This is a genomic window from Oceanobacillus caeni (assembly GCF_042678465.1).
GTDB classification, from domain to species: domain Bacteria; phylum Bacillota; class Bacilli; order Bacillales; family Amphibacillaceae; genus Oceanobacillus; species Oceanobacillus caeni.
On sequence record NZ_JBHTKV010000020.1, the window covers coordinates 1 to 18,279 of the forward strand.

Annotated in this window: 15 protein-coding genes, 1 rRNA gene and 1 pseudogene; 6 read left to right on the forward strand and 11 right to left on the reverse strand. The window is 37.4% G+C overall.

Annotated features, from left to right (window positions below; translation table 11 throughout):
• The 7 genes from ACFQ18_RS13455 to ACFQ18_RS13485 all read right to left on the reverse strand — a co-directional run.
• Positions 1-60: ribosomal RNA gene (locus tag ACFQ18_RS13455) — 16S ribosomal RNA — on the reverse strand; the annotation flags it as partial.
• 884 nt (positions 61-944) lie between these two features.
• Positions 945-1,934 (reverse strand): asparaginase, encoded by a 990-nt coding sequence (locus tag ACFQ18_RS13460; protein ID WP_052771742.1) that lies wholly within the window; start codon positions 1,932-1,934, stop codon positions 945-947.
• A 78-nt stretch (positions 1,935-2,012) separates the two neighbouring features.
• Positions 2,013-3,506 carry a tripartite tricarboxylate transporter permease gene (locus ACFQ18_RS13465; RefSeq protein WP_047185681.1) on the reverse strand — a complete coding sequence of 498 codons (1,494 nt, stop codon included), beginning with the start codon at positions 3,504-3,506 and terminating at the stop codon, positions 2,013-2,015.
• A gap of 15 nt (positions 3,507-3,521) precedes the next feature.
• On the reverse strand, positions 3,522-3,974 hold the full coding sequence (locus ACFQ18_RS13470) for a tripartite tricarboxylate transporter TctB family protein (RefSeq protein ID WP_047185680.1): 453 nt from the start codon (positions 3,972-3,974) through the stop codon (positions 3,522-3,524).
• Positions 3,975-4,214: 240 nt separating this feature from the next.
• Complete coding sequence (locus tag ACFQ18_RS13475; protein WP_060669114.1) at positions 4,215-5,231, reverse strand: tripartite tricarboxylate transporter substrate binding protein; 1,017 nt, start codon at positions 5,229-5,231, stop codon at positions 4,215-4,217.
• Positions 5,232-5,531: 300 nt separating this feature from the next.
• Positions 5,532-6,233, reverse strand: coding sequence for a transaldolase family protein (locus tag ACFQ18_RS13480; RefSeq protein WP_047185678.1), 702 nt, complete (start codon positions 6,231-6,233; stop codon positions 5,532-5,534).
• Positions 6,234-6,356: 123 nt separating this feature from the next.
• Positions 6,357-7,031 (reverse strand): aspartate/glutamate racemase family protein, encoded by a 675-nt coding sequence (locus ACFQ18_RS13485; RefSeq protein WP_060669112.1) that lies wholly within the window; start codon positions 7,029-7,031, stop codon positions 6,357-6,359.
• A 306-nt stretch (positions 7,032-7,337) separates the two neighbouring features.
• Between ACFQ18_RS13485 and ACFQ18_RS13490 the strand changes: the two genes are divergently transcribed.
• Positions 7,338-8,585: a YeeE/YedE family protein gene (locus ACFQ18_RS13490; protein WP_047185676.1), complete on the forward strand. Its 1,248-nt coding sequence runs from the start codon at positions 7,338-7,340 to the stop codon at positions 8,583-8,585.
• A gap of 219 nt (positions 8,586-8,804) precedes the next feature.
• Here the strand turns inward: ACFQ18_RS13490 and ACFQ18_RS18100 are convergent.
• Positions 8,805-8,941: pseudogene (locus ACFQ18_RS18100) on the reverse strand (IS91 family transposase); the annotation flags it as partial.
• A 92-nt stretch (positions 8,942-9,033) separates the two neighbouring features.
• Positions 9,034-10,044: an inositol 2-dehydrogenase gene (gene iolG / locus ACFQ18_RS13495; RefSeq protein WP_047185674.1), complete on the reverse strand. Its 1,011-nt coding sequence runs from the start codon at positions 10,042-10,044 to the stop codon at positions 9,034-9,036.
• A 449-nt stretch (positions 10,045-10,493) separates the two neighbouring features.
• Between iolG and ACFQ18_RS13500 the strand changes: the two genes are divergently transcribed.
• From ACFQ18_RS13500 to ACFQ18_RS13515, 4 genes are all read left to right on the forward strand, one after another.
• On the forward strand, positions 10,494-11,150 hold the full coding sequence (locus ACFQ18_RS13500; RefSeq protein WP_047185673.1) for an HAD family hydrolase: 657 nt from the start codon (positions 10,494-10,496) through the stop codon (positions 11,148-11,150).
• Between the two features lie 187 nt (positions 11,151-11,337).
• Entirely contained in the window at positions 11,338-12,282 is a 945-nt protein-coding gene (locus ACFQ18_RS13505) for a carbohydrate kinase family protein (RefSeq protein ID WP_047185672.1), read from the forward strand.
• A 234-nt stretch (positions 12,283-12,516) separates the two neighbouring features.
• Entirely contained in the window at positions 12,517-13,770 is a 1,254-nt protein-coding gene (locus ACFQ18_RS13510) for an MFS transporter (RefSeq protein ID WP_111014479.1), read from the forward strand.
• The gene (locus tag ACFQ18_RS13515; RefSeq protein ID WP_047185670.1) at positions 13,767-15,212 is read left to right on the forward strand and encodes a glycoside hydrolase family 32 protein; all 1,446 of its coding nucleotides are present in this window, start codon (positions 13,767-13,769) and stop codon (positions 15,210-15,212) included. Before ACFQ18_RS13510 ends, ACFQ18_RS13515 begins: the two co-directional genes overlap by 4 nt.
• 46 nt (positions 15,213-15,258) lie before the next feature.
• Here the strand turns inward: ACFQ18_RS13515 and ACFQ18_RS13520 are convergent, their stop codons facing one another.
• The gene (locus ACFQ18_RS13520) at positions 15,259-16,254 is read right to left on the reverse strand and encodes a LacI family DNA-binding transcriptional regulator (protein ID WP_204798527.1); all 996 of its coding nucleotides are present in this window, start codon (positions 16,252-16,254) and stop codon (positions 15,259-15,261) included.
• A gap of 293 nt (positions 16,255-16,547) precedes the next feature.
• Positions 16,548-16,937: a hypothetical protein gene (locus tag ACFQ18_RS13525; RefSeq protein ID WP_204798526.1), complete on the reverse strand. Its 390-nt coding sequence runs from the start codon at positions 16,935-16,937 to the stop codon at positions 16,548-16,550.
• 313 nt (positions 16,938-17,250) lie between these two features.
• On the opposite strand from ACFQ18_RS13525, the gene ACFQ18_RS13530 reads away from it, so the two are divergent.
• The gene (locus ACFQ18_RS13530; protein ID WP_052771741.1) at positions 17,251-18,072 is read left to right on the forward strand and encodes a thermonuclease family protein; all 822 of its coding nucleotides are present in this window, start codon (positions 17,251-17,253) and stop codon (positions 18,070-18,072) included.
• Positions 18,073-18,279: the final 207 nt, after the last annotated feature.

The following is an 18,279-nucleotide window of genomic DNA, read 5'->3' on the forward strand; positions in this document are numbered from 1 at the left end:
TTGCATGTATTAGGCACGCCGCCAGCGTTCGTCCTGAGCCAAGATCAAACTCTCCAAAAAAGTTTGTTTAGAATTAAAATAATTAATTCTAAGTCTTAGCTTTTAGAAGTTTTACCTTCTATTATCAAAAGAAAACGAGTTTCTTTTATCTTAACATACTGGTTGTTTTGTTCAGTTTTCAAAGAGCAAATTTCCTCGTCGCTTATCAAAAGCAACTCTATTAATATATCATATCGCAAATACTTCGTCAAGGACTTTTTTAGTTCCAAACTATGTTTTTTTGCGATGGAATTATATTATATATAAACTACTTTTAAAAGTCAACGGTTTTTTAAGTTAAATAGAATTATTTTATTCACCAACAGGCTTCCATAACTCCTGCCTTTTTGGCGACAAAAACTATCTTAACATCTTGTTGTTAAAAAGTAAATATATTTTTATTCATTACCACTTTTCCCTTTAAAACCACTCTACTCTCATCATATTAACTATAAAGAAAGGTGTTTAATTAGATAGAGTTTTAAACACGTATTTAAAAAGGAGGATAAAGAAGACTTCCATCAGTGAGGATTTCCCTTCATCCCCCACTGATGGTTACAGGAAGTTGATCTCCCACCTACCTTCTTTGTTCCCCAGAAGCTTGAGGCGGGATAAAAATACAAGTATCTTTGTCCAAATACGGTATTTACCTATTGAAGTGAAAAGTCTATTTTGCGATAACAAAGAGAAAAAGATTAATAATCGTTGTTTTAAATCATATCTTGTTATCATTGCATTCATAACTAGCTTAAAAAACGAAAAACTCTTGGCAGCCAATACTAGCCAAACCAAGAGTTTTGGGTTTATCGAATGTTATTTACATGAAACCACCGTTGTGCATAGAACTGTCTAATCTATGATTCACTATCTGCCCATTTTATTCCTGTCCCCTGGAAGCGAAAAGCTTAATAATCGTCAAACACACGTTGAATTTCCGAAACATCATTAGAAATAGAAAGGGATAACATAAGTAGGATCCGTGCTTTTTGTGGATTCAAGTTATCAGCTGTCACGCAACTAAATTCTTGAAAACTTTCAATCGGAACTACTCTCCCGTCCCCAACCCGACTACTGCGCACCACGATTAATCCATTTTCTACCGCTTCTTTAAGTGCTTCTCCTTCCTGAGCTGAACAGCGACCTGCACCCGTTCCAGCAACAATGATTCCATCATAATTACCGCTATTTAAAATATAACGAATCAAGTCACCATTTGCTCCAGCATAGGAATAAACAATTTCAACAGCAGCCAGTTTTTCTAACGAAAGCTTTGAAAACTGAGAGTTCGTTGTATGCCGTCGTTGTGGTGAGCGATAAAATTGGACTGTTTGATCAGCATCTACATACCCTAGCAACCCTAACGTACCAGATTGAAAGGTTTCTAAACGATACGTACTCGTTTTTGAAACCTCACGTGCGCTATTGATTTCATCATTCATTACAACAAGTACCCCTTTTCCAAATGAAGACGAATTCGCGGCTACACGAATAGCAGCAACTAGATTTGTCCCTGCATCTGAACCAAGTGCCGTAAAGGGGCGTTGAGCTCCAACACATACAACAGGTTTTTCACTGTTAACTGTTAGATGTAGAAAATAAGCAGTTTCCTCCAATGTATTGGTTCCATGCGTGATAACTACTCCGTCATAGTCCGCTTCATTTAGCGCCTCTTCAACGAGTTTTCTCAATTCCAACCAATGCTCCGTTTGTATATGTGTACTACTGAAGTTAGTCAACTGCGTAACATCGACATCTGCTATATTCGAAATTTCAGGTATATGTTTTATAAAATCCTTTCCTGTATAATAACCTGATTGGTAATCCTTTAAATCCATTCTATCTGTTCCACGTGCAGAAATAGTCCCCCCTGTTGCAATAAGTTTGATCTTTTTCATTAAAATCCCCCATATTCTACTCTAATAATATGATGAAGGAAAAACTTCTCCTGCTTTCTTACTAATTTATGTTGACGATCATTTTGTACTTTTTCTTTTTTCCCTAAAGTCTTTTACAATTGGAACGAGTAAAGATAGGAAAGCAATGAACAACAAGACAGCTGCGACTGGGCTTGTTACAAAAATAGAAAGACTTCCATTTGAAATGGTTAATGATTGACGAAATGCTTGTTCCATCATGCTCCCTAGAATAAATGCTAACAAAAGTGGTGCTGCTGGAAACTGAATCAAACGCATAACATAACCAATAATTCCAAATGCCAATAATATATATAAATGGAACGTACTAAAGTTAACGGCATAAACACCGATGATACAAAAGAAGATAACTAATGATATTAACAATGGTCTAGGAACTAACAATATTCTCGATATATACGGGATTAATGGTAAATTCAAGATTAATAGAATGACATTGCCAATATACATACTTGCAATCACACCCCAGAACACATCGGTATGATCTGTCATCAATAACGGTCCAGGTTGGATTCCTAGAACGATCAATGCCCCAAGCATAACAGCAGTCGTACCCGAACCCGGGATGCCTAGGCTTAACAATGGAACAAACGCACCGTTATTCGCAGCATTATTTGCTGTTTCAGGAGCTGCTACTCCTTTTATCGACCCTTTTCCGAATTCCTCTGGATTTTTAGATATTTTCTTCTCAAAAATATAAGCGAGAAAAGAAGATATAGTTCCGCCAGCACCTGGTAAAACGCCAACTAGAAAGCCAAGAACTGACTGTCTTCCCATTGTTGGAGCCAACTCTTTATATTCTTTCTTCGTAATCTTAAGACTTCCTATCTTCTTCATATCTTTTAATTTAGCACTTCTGTTCAGAATAAGGGATGTCACTTCAGCAAGAGCAAATAATCCTAATGCGATAACAATAAAGTCTATTCCTTCCATAAGATGTGGGGTACCGAAAGTGAATCTTGGTGTACCAGTTTGGTCATCAATCCCAATTGTTGCAATCATAAGTCCAATGACACCTGAAAGTAGTGCCTTAATCGTCGACCCTTCCGAAAGACTGGCAATCGCCATTAACCCCATCAACATAAGTGCAAAATATTCCGGCGGTCCAAATGAAACGGCAACATTGGCAAGCAATGGCGCAAAAAGCGTTAAAAATATAACACTAATCGTTCCCCCAACAAACGATCCAATGGCAGCAATGGCAAGGGCTTTTCCAGCTTTTCCTTGCTTCGCCAATGGATATCCATCAAACGTTGTCGCTGTAGCTTCTGAAGTCCCTGGGGCATTTAACAAAATCGACGCTGCTGCCCCGCCATAAGCTGCACCATAATAAACACCGGCCATTAAAAGTAGAGCGATTGCCGGATTCATCCCATATGTAATAGGAATCATGACGGCAATGGCTGTAATCGGACCAAGTCCCGGTATCATACCAATAATCGTTCCGGTCGAAACACCGATGAATACAAACAATAAACCTTGCATACTAAAGGCAACTTCAAATCCTTGGACTAGTCCTTGAAAAACATCCATAATGCTACCTCCCTTTTAAAACGGCAATATCCCAGACGGCAGTTGTATTTGTAAGAACGAATCAAATAACAAATAAACGAAAGTAGGGATAACGAGTGAAACGATACCATTTATTACATACTTTTTGTAACCAAGAAACATCGAGCAGAAAAAAAGAAATAGAACACTAACTAGAACAAAGCCAATTATTTCTAAGAGGGAAATATATATTACAATAAGGCCGATAACGCCTAAGACAATGGGTAATTCTTTTTTCGGTATCCGTTCATCGTCTTCTTTCTTTTCCTGATCTTTGGTAAAATAAAGAATGCCAGCCAAAATCAACAATAGAACTCCCAGACAAATTGGTACCAAATCAGAATCAACCGGTACATAAGCATACTTTGGAAGCCGGAAGCTTAGGATGAGATAAATAATTCCAAGAAGAATTAAAAAGATAGATACCTTTTTATTCGTTGTATTGAACATTTTTACACCACCTTATTTACTGTTTTCATGGAAGGTTGTAATTCTCCAAGCATTCTTCGCTAAAGAACAGTTTGTACCACCTTTGAAAAGAAAGAGGCTGGAACAAAAGTGTTTTTTATTAAATAAAATCTGAACATGATTGGTCATATAAACCCCTTCGGAAATATACTCAGCTTAGTGCGTAGTTCGTTTTTTTCATTTAAATTCCTTAGTTATGTCCCGACCTCTTTTTTTAAACTATTATTTTCCAAGCCCTAATTCATCTAACAATTGTTTTGCTTCTTCTCTTTGTTCATTTAGAAATGTTTCATATTCCTCTCCACTCATAAACATTTCATCCCAACCATATTGCTGACGAATATCAGACCACGCCTCGGAATCACTTAATTCTTTAAATTTCTCAACATAATATTGAACAGCCTCTTCGTCCATATCTGAGGGACCGAAGAAACCTCTCCAATTAACAAATGAAGAATCGATTCCTTGTTCTTTAACCGTTGGATAGTCCGAAATAACTTCTCCCTCTAAACGCTCTTCCGAAGTAACCGCTAACACTTTTACCTTTCCTGCTCGAACTTGTTGCACGGTTTCAGCAACCCCTGTGGAAAAAACATCAACACTACCATTCAATAGGGCCGTAAGTTCTCCACCGTCTTGTTCGGATACATATTTAATCTTCTGGATATCAACACCCGCTGCTTTAGCAACTTTTACAAATTGGATATGATCCATACTTCCCGGAGAAGAAGAACCGATTACAGTAATACTGGAAGGATCCGCCTTCATATCCTCGAATAAATCATTTAAGTCTTCCCATTCAGAATCTGCTCTTACAACAAATGCTCCATAGTCCGCAATCAAATTTGCAATTGCTGTGAAGTCTTCATGATCATACTCAGATTGTCCATTCAAGGGAACGTCTATTAATGGTGGTGAGGCTACAAACAAATGATGTGGATTACCTGCTTTTCCCGCAACATATGCCCATCCTACAGCACCACCTCCACCAGTTTTATTAACGACCCCTATATCTTGATCAATAATTCCTTCTTCGTTAAATACCTTCGCAGCCATACGAGCTGTCGTGTCCCAACCGCCTCCTGCACCAGATGGAGCAACAAATTCTATGGATTTTTCCGGAGACCAGCCCTCATCTGAGTCAGAACCCGATTTTTCATTTCCCGTTTTTTCACCTGAGCATGCTACAATGAACAAAGTCAGAAATGAAAAACATAAGATTAAAATAAATCGTCTCACTAAAACTCCCCCTCACTTCATTTTTTTGTAAATGCTTCTCTTTTTTCGAAAAACTATTCGTTTAAAATCTAAAGTTCAATATATTGTAATAATATAATTATAATACTCAATTTTCCCTTTATTACAAAAATATCTCTTGCCCGATAAATAATAAAATCAGAAGCGATTTTTTAACACTAAAGAGAACATCCATTCCATGATTATATAAAAAAGAAGGCATTCGCTATTAGACTTGGCGAATACCTTCTTATTACAGAAAAGAATAATTATTTTTTGTCCCTAAGACCAACACTCTCACACTTAATATGTTTCCACCTTTATATTTGTATTAATTAAGTTCGTACAATTTTCACCAAACGTAGCTTTCCATTGTTGTTTCCATTCACCTACTTCCGCTTCCGTATCCGTAAATGCGAATAACGTTTCAAGCATATGAGAAGGCACGGAGAGCGCTCTTACACCAGCCAACGCAGAATCATAGATTTCACGTTCATGATGAAAACCTTCTGCTATAATTTGACATAGCCATTCATCATGAAGAAACATTTGAACCATATCTTCTATAGCTTGTACACCATTACCAGTTAAGTTATCGAATCGGTTAACATTCAAGGAAACATATTTTGCTCCAGCCTCGGCTGCCATGAGTGCTTGAAAAGGTGTATAAATCGTTGTTGCTAGAGTTGGGATATTTTCATGTGTTAATTGTTTGATTGCCTTTATTCCTTCGTTTGTAGCAGGAATGGTCAGAATTCCATTACCCGAAACAGCCTCCAATAGGTATCTCCCTTCTTCCACCATTTCTTCTGCTATATCACCTAAAGCTTGGACGAAGATTTCCTTTTTATCACCAATCATCGTGCAAATTTCTCTCAACACTTCTAAATACGGTTTTCCTTCATTTGCAAGAACTCTTGGATTTGTTGTTACTCCGGTAATTGGATATTGATCCTTTAATTGTTCAACTTCCTTAACATCTGCTGATTCGATATACAATTTCATTGATACGTACCTCCTAAAATAAGATGGATTTCAACTCTTTTTTCTATTTAAAGTACGTCTTTCTTTTTTCTGTTTACCCAAATAGCAGGTTTGGAAAACGTTTGAATCATTAAAGGTTCTTTTTTAAAATTCCCCTCCACGATATCTTTTCGCTAAGCGGATGATGGCTTCCGCACTCACTTGTGGTCCGGTTAGAACATTATGGAAGGTCTCATTGTCTGATTTAACTGCTCTCGCCATTGAATATTGGGCAAGTACTGTCATTCCTTTGTTTTCATTTTCTTTAATGGCATCACGGATCAGTTGGTCGTGCAGCTTCCCATTCCCGTTTTGCAGAGCATTAAACGCTTGTGGAATAATACGGACTTGAACCGTAACATCTTTGCCTTTTTTTAGAGCTATTTCCTGAATGACCTTTTTGGTAGTAGGCCCAGCTGCTTTGACCGTAGCAATAACAAATATGTTCTTACTTAACTCGACAGCTTTTTCTAACATACTAATATCAGAACTTAATACTGGAACTGGTACTAATTCAGCAATTTTGGGAACATATGGAGTAAAGGTTGAGCACGTAAACTGAATAGCGTCTACTTGACTCTCAACAGCTTTTCCTGCTAATTCACTCAGACGCATAACCATTCTTGTTGTTACCGTATTTGTTTCGTTAAGTTCGTAAATGATCCCCTCATCCATGAAATTCACAAGTTCAAAATCATCTTCAATAGTAGAAAATGCGTCAAGTATAGGTCTTACAGAATTGATTGTCGCATGAATGAGACCGATTCTTAATTTCTTCAATAGACTCTCCCCCTTCTCATTTAATCAAACTCACAACCTTTATTAAACCTATCCAATGAAAAACTAGAGATATCTAAAGCGAATGATCCATTTTCTATCATTTCACTAAGAATCTCTCCAATCACACTTCCAAACTAAGGCATTCGCCCAAAAGTTTGGCGAATGCCAGGTTTTCCAATATCTAGAAATTATTCGGACCCTTCCCATACCTCATTCATTTCTAATATCCCATTGACTTTTTAACATAGAAAGCGTAAACTAAAAAATCATAACATACTAAATTGATAGGGATTAGGGGTGTTTAAAATGTCTACACAGGCACAACCAATTTCCGAACAAACAGCAACAACGGAAAAGGCTCCAAATCTGAATCCTCCACAGAAAAAACTGGTGGCAGGTGGAATCACCGTTGCATTCATTCTTACCATTTATTTAGCAGCCACGCAACATGTCGTTCAGCCATTGTTATTATTGATCGGGCTGCTGCTTGGATATACGTTGTTTCATGCACGTTTTGGCTTTACATCCGCTTTTCGGAGACTCGCTTCGGTAGGTAATGGCCAGTCCCTTCGTGCGCATATGTTCATGCTGGCGATTGCATGTACATTATTTGCACCTATTTTGGCATTTGGGTATTCCTTTTTCGGTGGAACGCCTTCTGGTAATATTTCGCCAATCGGTATCAGCCTGATTGTCGGAGCCTTTATGTTTGGCATCGGCATGCAGCTTGGCGGGGGCTGTGCCTCTGGTACGCTTTACTCAGTTGGTGGTGGCAGAACCGTTATGTTTATTACCCTGTTGTTTTTTATTATCGGTTCGACCATTGGTGCTGCTCACTCCACATTTTGGATGGAAGATTTACCATCGGTAGAACCTTTCTCACTTGCAACGTCAACAGGGCTAGGTTACGGGGGAGCTTGGGCAGTTTCCTTAATGATTTTTGCCATCATTGCCTGGATAACCATTTTTATTGAGAAAAAACGGAAGCCTCCTAAAATGGCGCCACTTCCTTCTGAAAAAGGATGGAAACGAATTTTCCGAGGTTCTTGGCCTCTTTTCGCAGCTGCTGCAGCACTAGCTGTTTTAAACGCTCTTACATTGCTCACCCGTGAGAAACCATGGGGCGTTACTGCAGCATTTACACTGTGGGGTTCGAAAGTAGCAGAAGCACTTGGCTTTAATGTGGAAAGCTGGGGCTACTGGGCGGGAAATACAGAAGCTCTCCATGCTTCTATTTTCGCTGATACGACAACCGCTCTTAATTTCGGTGTTATCTTAGGAGCTTTCATTGCTTCCGCAGCAGGAGGATTATTCAAGTTTACGAAGATTACCAAAGGAAACACTGCTGCTTCTATTATCGGCGGTCTTTTGATGGGTTATGGCGCACGTCTTGCTTTTGGTTGTAATGTCGGCGCTTATTTCAGCGGTATCGCTTCCTTTAGTGTCCATGGTTACATTTGGGGTGTGATGGCACTTGCGGGCACCTTCCTTGCTTTATATTTGCGTCCGTTATTTGGTCTTTCGGTGCCAAAACCACACGATTCATTTTGCTGAAAACTGGGACGATACAAGCAGATTCCTGTAGTTATTTCAACAAATGAAGCCAACGAACTTCATAAAGGGCAGGAAGCTCTTCTTCCTATTGATAATAGAAAAACACGGGAATCCCCGTGTTTTTTCTATTTTAAGTATTGTTTGACATCTTCTATTATTTCAAATTCACCCATACGATTCATGATTGTTTTCCAACGTACTTAATCCTTGTTCGTGTATTTTTTTCTTTATAGGTACATGGCGAACATCATGACCCCCCTCACAAACGAAGAGTTTGAAACCATTTTCAGGATCTCCACAATCATGAAATCCCTCTACCTTCTTAGTGACAATTGACGAATTCTCTCTCCATATTTTAATATCTACCACAGCCAAAAAGACTGTGGTAGGGGGAAATTTTTATACTATCTTTTTAAAAAAGAGCATCCTATCAGGAAGCTCTTTAATATTAATCCACCAATTTAACTTTAACTGGCACTCCAGTTTTTAAAGATTCATTCGCTGCAGCTGCAATACGTTGAGCCATGATTCCATCTCGGAATGAACATGAAACCTCTTTGTCATTGCGGATAGCATCGAAGAATTCAGAAGTCTCTTTAATATAAGCGTCATTATATCTTTCTAGGAAGAAATGTAGTGGATTGTCACCTTTCACTCCATCTTTAGAAGATACTTCAACCGTTGATTCTAGTTCATTTTGAGCTGTTGCAGCACCGTTTGAACCGAATGCTTCAATTCGTTGGTCATACCCATAAACCGCTTGACGGCTATTATCGATAACACCCATTGCACCATTAGCAAATTTCAATGAAACAATTGCAGTGTCAATATCTCCTAGTTTACCAATTTCAGGGTTTACTAGAGAAGCACCTTGTACGTAAACCTCTTCTACTTCTGAACCCGAAATGTAACGTACGATATCAAAGTCATGAATAGCCATGTCCATGAACAGGCCGCCAGAAGTTGGAATATATTCTAATGATGGGGGCTCAGGGTCTCTTGATGTTACTTTAAGGATGTGAAGATCTCCAATTTCTTTTGTTTCTACTAACCTGCGAACCTTGGAGAAGTTACGGTCAAATCTTCTGTTAAATCCGATTTGGAATTTAACTCCAGCTTTTTTAACTGCTTCATATGCCTCAAGAGTCTCTTCATCAGAGAAACTAATTGGTTTTTCACAGAAAATGTTTTTGCCAGCCGCTGCAGCTGCTTTAATAATTTCAATATGTGTATTGGTTGGAGAACAAATCATAACTACGTTGATTTCAGGGTCATTGATAATATCCTCGTAGTTCTTCGTTATTTCTTCCACACCAGAGGTTTCGAACCATTCCCCTAAATGATCGGCGAATACATCAGAAACCATTTTCACGCGAACATTTGCCATATTTCTCATGTTATTTATATGTAGTTTACCGATTCTACCAGCACCAACTACGCCAACAACGATATCTGCCATTCTCATTTCTCCTTTTGATAGAGTTACAGCTTTTTTAGTAAATATATGGCTGTTTCTCTCCTGTTTATCAAATTATTATTTTTTGATTTAACTTAGGTAGTTTATTCATAAGGGATACACTTTCAACTTAAGTTATGATTATATTTTAATACTGTTAGCGCTTTCGGTCAAGATTAATTGTTAGATTACGATAAACTTTTCATTGTTTTTGATTAACAGTTTATCAATTCGTAAGTTTATTTCAATATTGGATGTTCCTTTTTTGAAAAAATAGATGGAAAAGCAAATTCATGTTGTGTATAATTTCTCTTAATAATTGAAAGATTCCCGTTTGTATAAGAGCGGAAGATATAAAGAAGACTTCCATCAGTGGGGGTACCTTCTTTGTTTCCCATGAAGCTTGAGGTGGGATAAAACTATATACCTATTAAACTAAAAAGGAGAATTCGATGATTAAAGCTGTTATTTTCGACTTTGACGGTCTAATTGTAGACACGGAGACTGCTTGGTATGATGCGTTTAAAGAGACCATGGAATTGTACCATGTAGAGCTACCCCTTGAGCAATTTGTCAAAGGGATCGGTTCAGATGATATTGCTCTCTTTCAATATTTCAAAGAACAACTAGGCGAAAGATACAATCCAGAAGAGATACAAAGTAAAGCTGACCGTATACATAAAGATAAAATGACAAGTCCGCACACACGAGAAGGAGTACGGGATTATTTGGAAGAAGCAAGAAAATTAAATTATAAAATTGCCCTTGCTTCCAGTTCTCCTAAAGATTGGGTAACTCATTATTTAAAAGAACTTCAACTCTTACACTATTTCGATGAATTGATCACTCGAGATGATGTTGAAAATGTGAAACCTGAACCAGATTTATACCTTAAGGCTATAGAAGCTTTAAACATTAGCCCGAAAGAAGCTGTTGCATTTGAGGACTCACTTAATGGGCTCAAAGCTGCCCTGACTGCAGGATTAAAGTGTGTCATCGTTCCAAACCCCGTAACGGATGCATTGCCTTTTGAAAATCATCACCTACGCCTTACATCCATGGCGGAAATGAGTCTATACCGAGTCATCCAACTTATAGATAAAGATTAGTATAAACTAGCAACCGGCCTAGCTCGTTATGAACTAGGCCTTTATTTATTCCTTCACTACGACGTCACTTGCACGGATTAAGGAACAAATGTATCATTTATGAAGATCAAATCATTCTTGTGAGATTCAATTACGAGAAATTATAATGATAGAATCTTCAAGGTATAAACATAAACGAGGTGGAACTATGACAGAGAAAAATGTCTGCTGTATTGGGGAATTATTAATTGACATGTACTGTACAGATGTCGATGTTGCTTTAAAAGATGGTGATAATTTTAAAAAGATGGCTGGTGGCGCCCCAGCTAATGTTGCAGCAACCATAGCTAGATTAGGTGGCAGCGCTTCTTTCGCTGGGAAGGTAGGTAAAGATTCCTTTGGCGACTTTTTAATAGAAACGCTAGAGCAATACGATGTGAATACAAACATGATTAGTAGAGATGAAGCCCTGCCTACAACGATTGCTTTTGTTTCGTTGACAGCTGATGGAGAAAGAGACTTTCAATTTAACCGTGGGGCTGATAAAAACTTAACGATGGCTGATTTGTCAGAGGATCAGATTCTACAGTCAAATGTCATTCATTTTGGTTCGGCAACAGCACTCTTAGAAGGTGAAACACGAAACACTTATTTGAAGTGGATGGATAAAGCGAGTGAAACAGGAATCTATATTTCTTTTGACCCTAACTTTAGACAAGACCTATGGAATAAGAATGAGGAAGAATTTGTGCGTTTATCGAAGGAAGCTATCTCACGTGCAAACTTTGTGAAAGTTAGTCATGAAGAATTAGAGTTAATTACAAATAAAAAGGATGTATCCGAAGGGGTTGCAGAACTTCATCGCCTTGGGGCAGACCTTGTAACTGTAACAATGGGGAAAGAAGGATCGTTCCTATCTAATGGTAAAGAACAAGAAATTGTTCCTAGTATTGAGGTTAAAGCTATTGATGCAACAGGTGCAGGTGATGCCTTTATCGGTGCAGTATTGTATAAGTTTGCTAATTCCGAAATTGACATGGGAGATTTCTCTCAGTTAAAAGAAGTAGTTCGGTTTGCGAATAAAGTTGGGGCAGTTGTTTGTACGAAAATCGGATCCTTGACCGCACTACCAACAATGGAAGAGGTTAAATAGCTTGGATTACAAGAAACACGTTGGGAAAACCTCAACGTGTTTTTTTATTTTCGTAACTAACGGACTGAAATCACTGTGGATGATAAAATGTTCACTTTAATCAGGGTAAAAAATTCATTTGACAAATAAACGTATTGACAACCTTTTTGAATCCCTTTACAATAATAAAAGTAAACGATTACGTAAACGATTACCTAAAGAACACAGTAAATTCCTAAAATAGGAGGGAAAAATGTGAAAACTTTTTCTAATAGTAAATACTGGTTTTCGTCTGGCTATTTATTTTTATTCTTTATAACCTGGTCAATCTGGTGGTCTTTTTATGCAATATGGTTAAATAATACGCTTGGCTTAACAGGATCACAGGTAGGAACCATTTATTCTTTTAACTCTGCTGCTGCACTAACTTTCATGTTACTTTATGGCATCATTCAGGATAAATTGGGCATCAAGAAAAATTTAGTCTGGTTTCAAAGTATCATTCTTGTTTTCATAGGGCCCTTCTTAATTTACGTGTATGAACCGTTACTATTAAACAATTTCTATCTAGGAGCGATATTAGGCGCAATCTACCTAGGAGCCGGATTTGTAGCAGGGGCTGGATTTTTAGAATCCTATACGGAAAAAATCAGTCGGGAATACAACTTTGAGTTCGGAAAAGCTAGAATGTGGGGTTCTCTGGGCTATGCCGTGGCTGCGTTTGGTGCAGGGACACTGCTAAGCATTAATCCACATATTAACTTTTGGCTCGCTTCGGTCGCAGGGGTAGCTTTCTTTATATTAAATTTCATATTTAAGGTTGATGCATCAGTTAAGGAAGAAAAAAATTCTAGTAAAATTTCTAAAAAGGATTTCATGTTAATCTTTTCAAATAAAGTATTTTGGTTTTTATTGATTTATTTATTCGGTACAGTCTGTATCTATACCGTGTATGATCAACAACTATTTCCTGTCTATTTTGTTCAACAGTTCGCTGATCAAGCAACTGGGAATCAAATTTATGGTTACTTGAATTCTTTCCAAGTATTTGTGGAAGCGCTGTTCTTATTCTTGGCACCATTTATTGTTAATAAATTAGGAGTTAAGCGATTCTTAATATTTGCAGGAAGTATTATGGCAATTCGAATTGTCGGCTCTGCTTTTGTAACGAGTACATTCGGGATTTCATTTGTGAAGTTACTTCATGCTGTAGAACTTCCAATTCTATTAATTGCCGTGTTTAAGTATATTGCTATTAACTTTGATTCCAGATTATCGGCTACAGTATATCTCGTTGGCTTCAAAATTTCTAGTGAGCTAGGCGTCATTGTTTTTTCAGCACTGGTTGGATATATTTATGACTTAACAACCTATGAAACTACCTTTTATATACTCGGTTCCATTGTATTTATTTTTGTCATCATGGCTGTTTTTACATTAAGTAAAGATGATAAAACTTCAACAGAGAAAATAAATAAAACTATAAATAAGGGAGAGAACTTAGCTTGAATAATCACAAAAAAGCAATCGACAAGGCAAACACATATATCGAAGAAAAAATAAAGGAAAAACAGGAAAGAACATTTCAACCGTCTTATCACTTTACAGCACCTGTTGGTTGGCTTAACGATCCAAATGGATTAATCCAACATAAAGGTATATATCATTTATTTTATCAGTTCCATCCATATTCAGAAGACTGGGGACCTATGCATTGGGGACATGCGACTAGTAAAGATTTAGTCCATTGGGAACATCAACCCGTTGCACTAGCACCATCCGAAGATTATGAACTAGGGAAAGCTGGAGAAGGATATGGCTGTTTCTCGGGAAGCGCAGTTACAAACAATGACCAACTAGTACTCTTTTATACAGGACATATTGATAGTAAAAATCCAAAAGAAGTCCAATGCATGGCGACTACAGAGGACGGGATTCATTTTGAAAAACCTGCAATAAATCCAATCATTCCAAACCCACCAGAAACACTAAGTGCAGATTTTCGTGACCCTAAAGTTTGGGCTTATGATGGAGTTTGGTACATGGTTGTTGGAACAAGTGAAGAGGGTCACGGCGGTGCAGCTCTTTTCCAATCAAAGGATTTAATGGATTGGCAGTATTGTGGACTTGCCGCTAAAAGTGACGGAACATTAGGAGATATGTGGGAATGTCCGGATTTATTTCCTATCCAACATAAACATGCCTTGGTTGTGTCGCCAATGAATATGAATGGTGGAAAGAATATTATGATGGTTGGTGACATGGATTATAAACTCCACCGGTTTACGAAAGATTATTTTGTTGAAGTTGACGAAGGCTTTGACTTCTATGCCGCTCAGACGTTTTTAGATGAAAAAGGAAGACGTATATTATTTGCATGGATGGATCAGTGGGAAACAGAATTCCCTACTAAGAAAGAGGGATGGGCTGGTGCTATGACAGTACCTCGTGTCGTTTCGCTTAATGATGAAGGGGAGGTGCGGTTCCAACCAGTGGAAGAGTTACAGCTTTTACGGAAAGGAAAGGAACAGCACAAACATGTGGAACTAACTCATTCCTTTACACCTGAGACTAGTGGCCAATCATTAGAACTGAAAGTAAACTTTGACCTTTCTAATACGAATAGTGAAGGAATTGGATTACATGTATTAAAGTCAGAAGATGGGAAAGAGTACACCGAGATCAAATATGATACTAGTTCTGGCGAAGTACTGGTTGATTTAAATAGAGCGGGACAAATTTCAGGTATTGCTTCAGCTAAGATAAAGGAATGCGATGAACTATCACTTCACATATATGTCGATCGTTGTTCAGTAGAGGTATTCATAAATGATGGAGAAAAAGTGATTACAAATCGCGTTTACCCGGATAAAGGAAGTAATCGTATAGAACTTTTTGCAGACAGTACAGTGAATGTTAGTGACCTGCAAATATGGAGCCTTGAGAAATAAAAGATTTTAATAAAAGTAGCCAGTTTTACGTATAAACTGGCTACTTTTATGTTGATTTTCTTTTAATTAACGTTGGCTTTAAAACCGTTTGTATAGGTTCATTATCTGGTGATTCAATACGTTCAAGAATGATGTTTGCTGCCTCTACTCCCATTTGATAGGCTGGTTGTTCTACTACTGTTACGGATGGGGAGATGATTTGTGTCCATTCCGTATTATCAAAAGTTATTACCGCGATATCTTCGGGAATCGAGATATCATGTTCTACTAAGTAGTGCATAATTCCTGTTGTAAGAACATTATTTGCCGAAAAAACAGCATCCAAACCTTGCTCGATTAATTTAGAAGCTATTTGATAACCGTCTTCATAAGTAGGTCTACTTATAAAGATTCTATCTTCCAAATCTGCTTCAGGTTGTAGTATGTCCCGGAATCCCTTCAAACGTTCTTTAGCTGTGCTAATCGATATATCAGCCCCAGCAAAACCAATACGACGATAACCACTTTCCTTCAGATATTGGATAGCTTCAACAGTTCCCCTATAAGAATCAATAGTTACAGAGTCTCCATCATATCCATTTGGGATTCGATCAATGAGAACTAATGGATGGTCTTCTTCTAAATAGTCCTTTAGTTCATCAAAATCATGACATGTTGTAGCTAAAATAATCCCATCTGTAATTTGATGATTTAATAACTGAACCTGCTCTATTTCATGCTCAAAGTCTTCTTTTGAGTTACTGATAATAACATGATAACCTCTTTTTCTCAAAGTCTCTTCTAGTCCTTCTGCAATGGACATGAAGAATGTCTTTGAAGTATCTTCTTTATGAACAGGAATGATAAATCCAATTGTATTCGTTTTTGAACTTCTTAAACTCCGTGCTGCATGGTTAGGACGATAGTTTAATTGTTTCATTGCATGTAAGACTCGATCTGTTGTCTCATCTGAAACATAACGGGTCTTATTTATAACATGAGAGACTGTTGCTGTTGAAACACCAGCAACTTTAGCTACGTCTTTAATTTTAACTTTTGACAATTGAATTACCACCTATAAATATATGTATGCATTCTGCTGAAATGGTCGTTCCTATAACGCGGAACTACTTATATTATTATACGTCAAAAATATTTGTTTTCCATCAAAAAGAGATTGAGAATCATAGAATTTTTAATCGAAGGGACATAAAGAAGACTTACTTCAGTCGGGGGGTTCCTCCCCCCCACCGATGGTTAGGCGCACTTATTGGACCTTTAGGGGGAAATTAATCTCCCACCAACCTTCTTTGAGATGGTAAAAAAAAGCAAGATATCCCACAGTCTCGCTTTCCATCAGGTAGAAGAACCTACCCTACTATTTCTTGAAGATATAATCACAAGTGAAATCACCAACAAAATACCTACAACCTGCACAACGACTGGATAATGAAAAACCTTGATCGTATAAAATTCAATTACAATCGCAAGGCTAGTGATTTGCAGCAAAGTAAATAAAAGCTTATGAATTGGTTCACGATTCGTTTCCTTTTCGATCACCGTAAAGGCTATATAAGAGAATCCACAAGCTGCAAGTAACATGATGATCCCTATGTTACTATAAGGATAATAAAAGCTCGGTACACTAGTGAAATCATATGCCATGAGATAATTTTTGCCGATTACATACATCACAGCGAAAACAATAATTCCAATTAACTGGTACATTACTCTTCTATTCAACATCTATACACTCCTTATCATAAAAGAACATAAATTTCCTTCATGTCCTATCCTATTTTTGATAACAGTTTTCCCTATTACATTAGAATCGATACTTTAAGGATTTAAGTTATCCCATTATATGACACAAGTTTTTTCCTAGAATGACTTAATTTTGTGGTACCTTCTATGTCCACCCAGAAGATTGAGGTGGAAGTCAACTCATTTTCTTTCAAAAAAACTAAACCGAAATCGGGTAAAAAGTACTCTATTCCTTCTTCTAACATTGGTGTTAAACTAGTAAAAGTGAAAAACTGACTTAAAGGAGTAGGAGATTTTGAAAAAATTACGAAACATCATTGCCCTTTTTATCATTCTATTAGCCGGATGTAGTATGGAAGGGGCTGGGTTAGATACCGATTTTACGAATCAAACAGAAAAAGCAGAAACACAGGAAGAGCCGGTAGTAGAGAATGAAACCTCTCCAGCCGATTCCAAAAATGCCCAAGAAACTAGCACCGACAAAAAATTAGTAAACGTCCAATTAGTCAAACCAATTGATGGCGATACCATCAAAGTTAACATCGATGGCAAAGAAGAAAATGTACGATTTTTATTAGTTGATACACCTGAAACAAATCACCCACGATTAGGGGAACAGCCCTATGGACAGGAAGCGAAAGATTTTACTAGAAAAATGGTAGAAAGTGGACAAGTGCAATTAGAATTTGATATTTCGCATCGAGATAAATATCAAAGATTGCTAGCTTATGTCTATGTCGATGGCGTTTCCGTGCAAGAGGAATTATTAAAAAATGGATTGGCGAGAGTCGCATATATTTATGAACCTAACACGAAATATGTGGACCAATACAACGAAATACAAAAAGAAGCGCAGCAACAAGCTATTGGGATATGGAGTGTAGAAAATTACGCAACAGACCGTGGCTTTGATGCATCTGTTATCAACTCTCCTAAAGAAGAGAAAGAACCTTCTAGTAACTCAAGTAGTTGCGACATTAAAGGAAACATAGCAAAAGATGGAGAGAAAATCTATCATATGCCAGACCAACAATTTTATGAGGTGACGAAACCGGAAGAAATGTTTTGCACGGAACAAGAAGCTGTAGATGCTGGGTTTAGGAAATCAATACGGTGATAACCCCTACTTCATAAACAAGCCATGGCCTCTCATGGCTTGTTTTCTTACTTTATTTCTTCTCCCCTATTTTATTTTGGTGATCATAGTACAATTTTACCATGATACTTTATGCATATTTTAATATAATAGTATTGTATGATGGTTTTTATGGTAGTTTTTGACTTTTTAGCAGATAGGACAACCAAATTTATGTCGTGGGATAAT

Coding starts and splice junctions, on each gene's coding strand:
- ACFQ18_RS13505 (WP_047185672.1), top strand. CDS start 11,338: ATGACAGAGAAAAATGTCTGCTGTATTGGGGAATTATTAATTGACATG.
- ACFQ18_RS13490 (WP_047185676.1), top strand. CDS start 7,338: ATGTCTACACAGGCACAACCAATTTCCGAACAAACAGCAACAACGGAA.
- ACFQ18_RS13480 (WP_047185678.1), bottom strand. CDS start 6,233: ATGAAATTGTATATCGAATCAGCAGATGTTAAGGAAGTTGAACAATTA.
- iolG (WP_047185674.1), bottom strand. CDS start 10,044: ATGGCAGATATCGTTGTTGGCGTAGTTGGTGCTGGTAGAATCGGTAAA.
- ACFQ18_RS13525 (WP_204798526.1), bottom strand. CDS start 16,937: ATGTTGAATAGAAGAGTAATGTACCAGTTAATTGGAATTATTGTTTTC.
- ACFQ18_RS13470 (WP_047185680.1), bottom strand. CDS start 3,974: ATGTTCAATACAACGAATAAAAAGGTATCTATCTTTTTAATTCTTCTT.
- ACFQ18_RS13465 (WP_047185681.1), bottom strand. CDS start 3,506: ATGGATGTTTTTCAAGGACTAGTCCAAGGATTTGAAGTTGCCTTTAGT.
- ACFQ18_RS13460 (WP_052771742.1), bottom strand. CDS start 1,934: ATGAAAAAGATCAAACTTATTGCAACAGGGGGGACTATTTCTGCACGT.
- ACFQ18_RS13500 (WP_047185673.1), top strand. CDS start 10,494: ATGATTAAAGCTGTTATTTTCGACTTTGACGGTCTAATTGTAGACACG.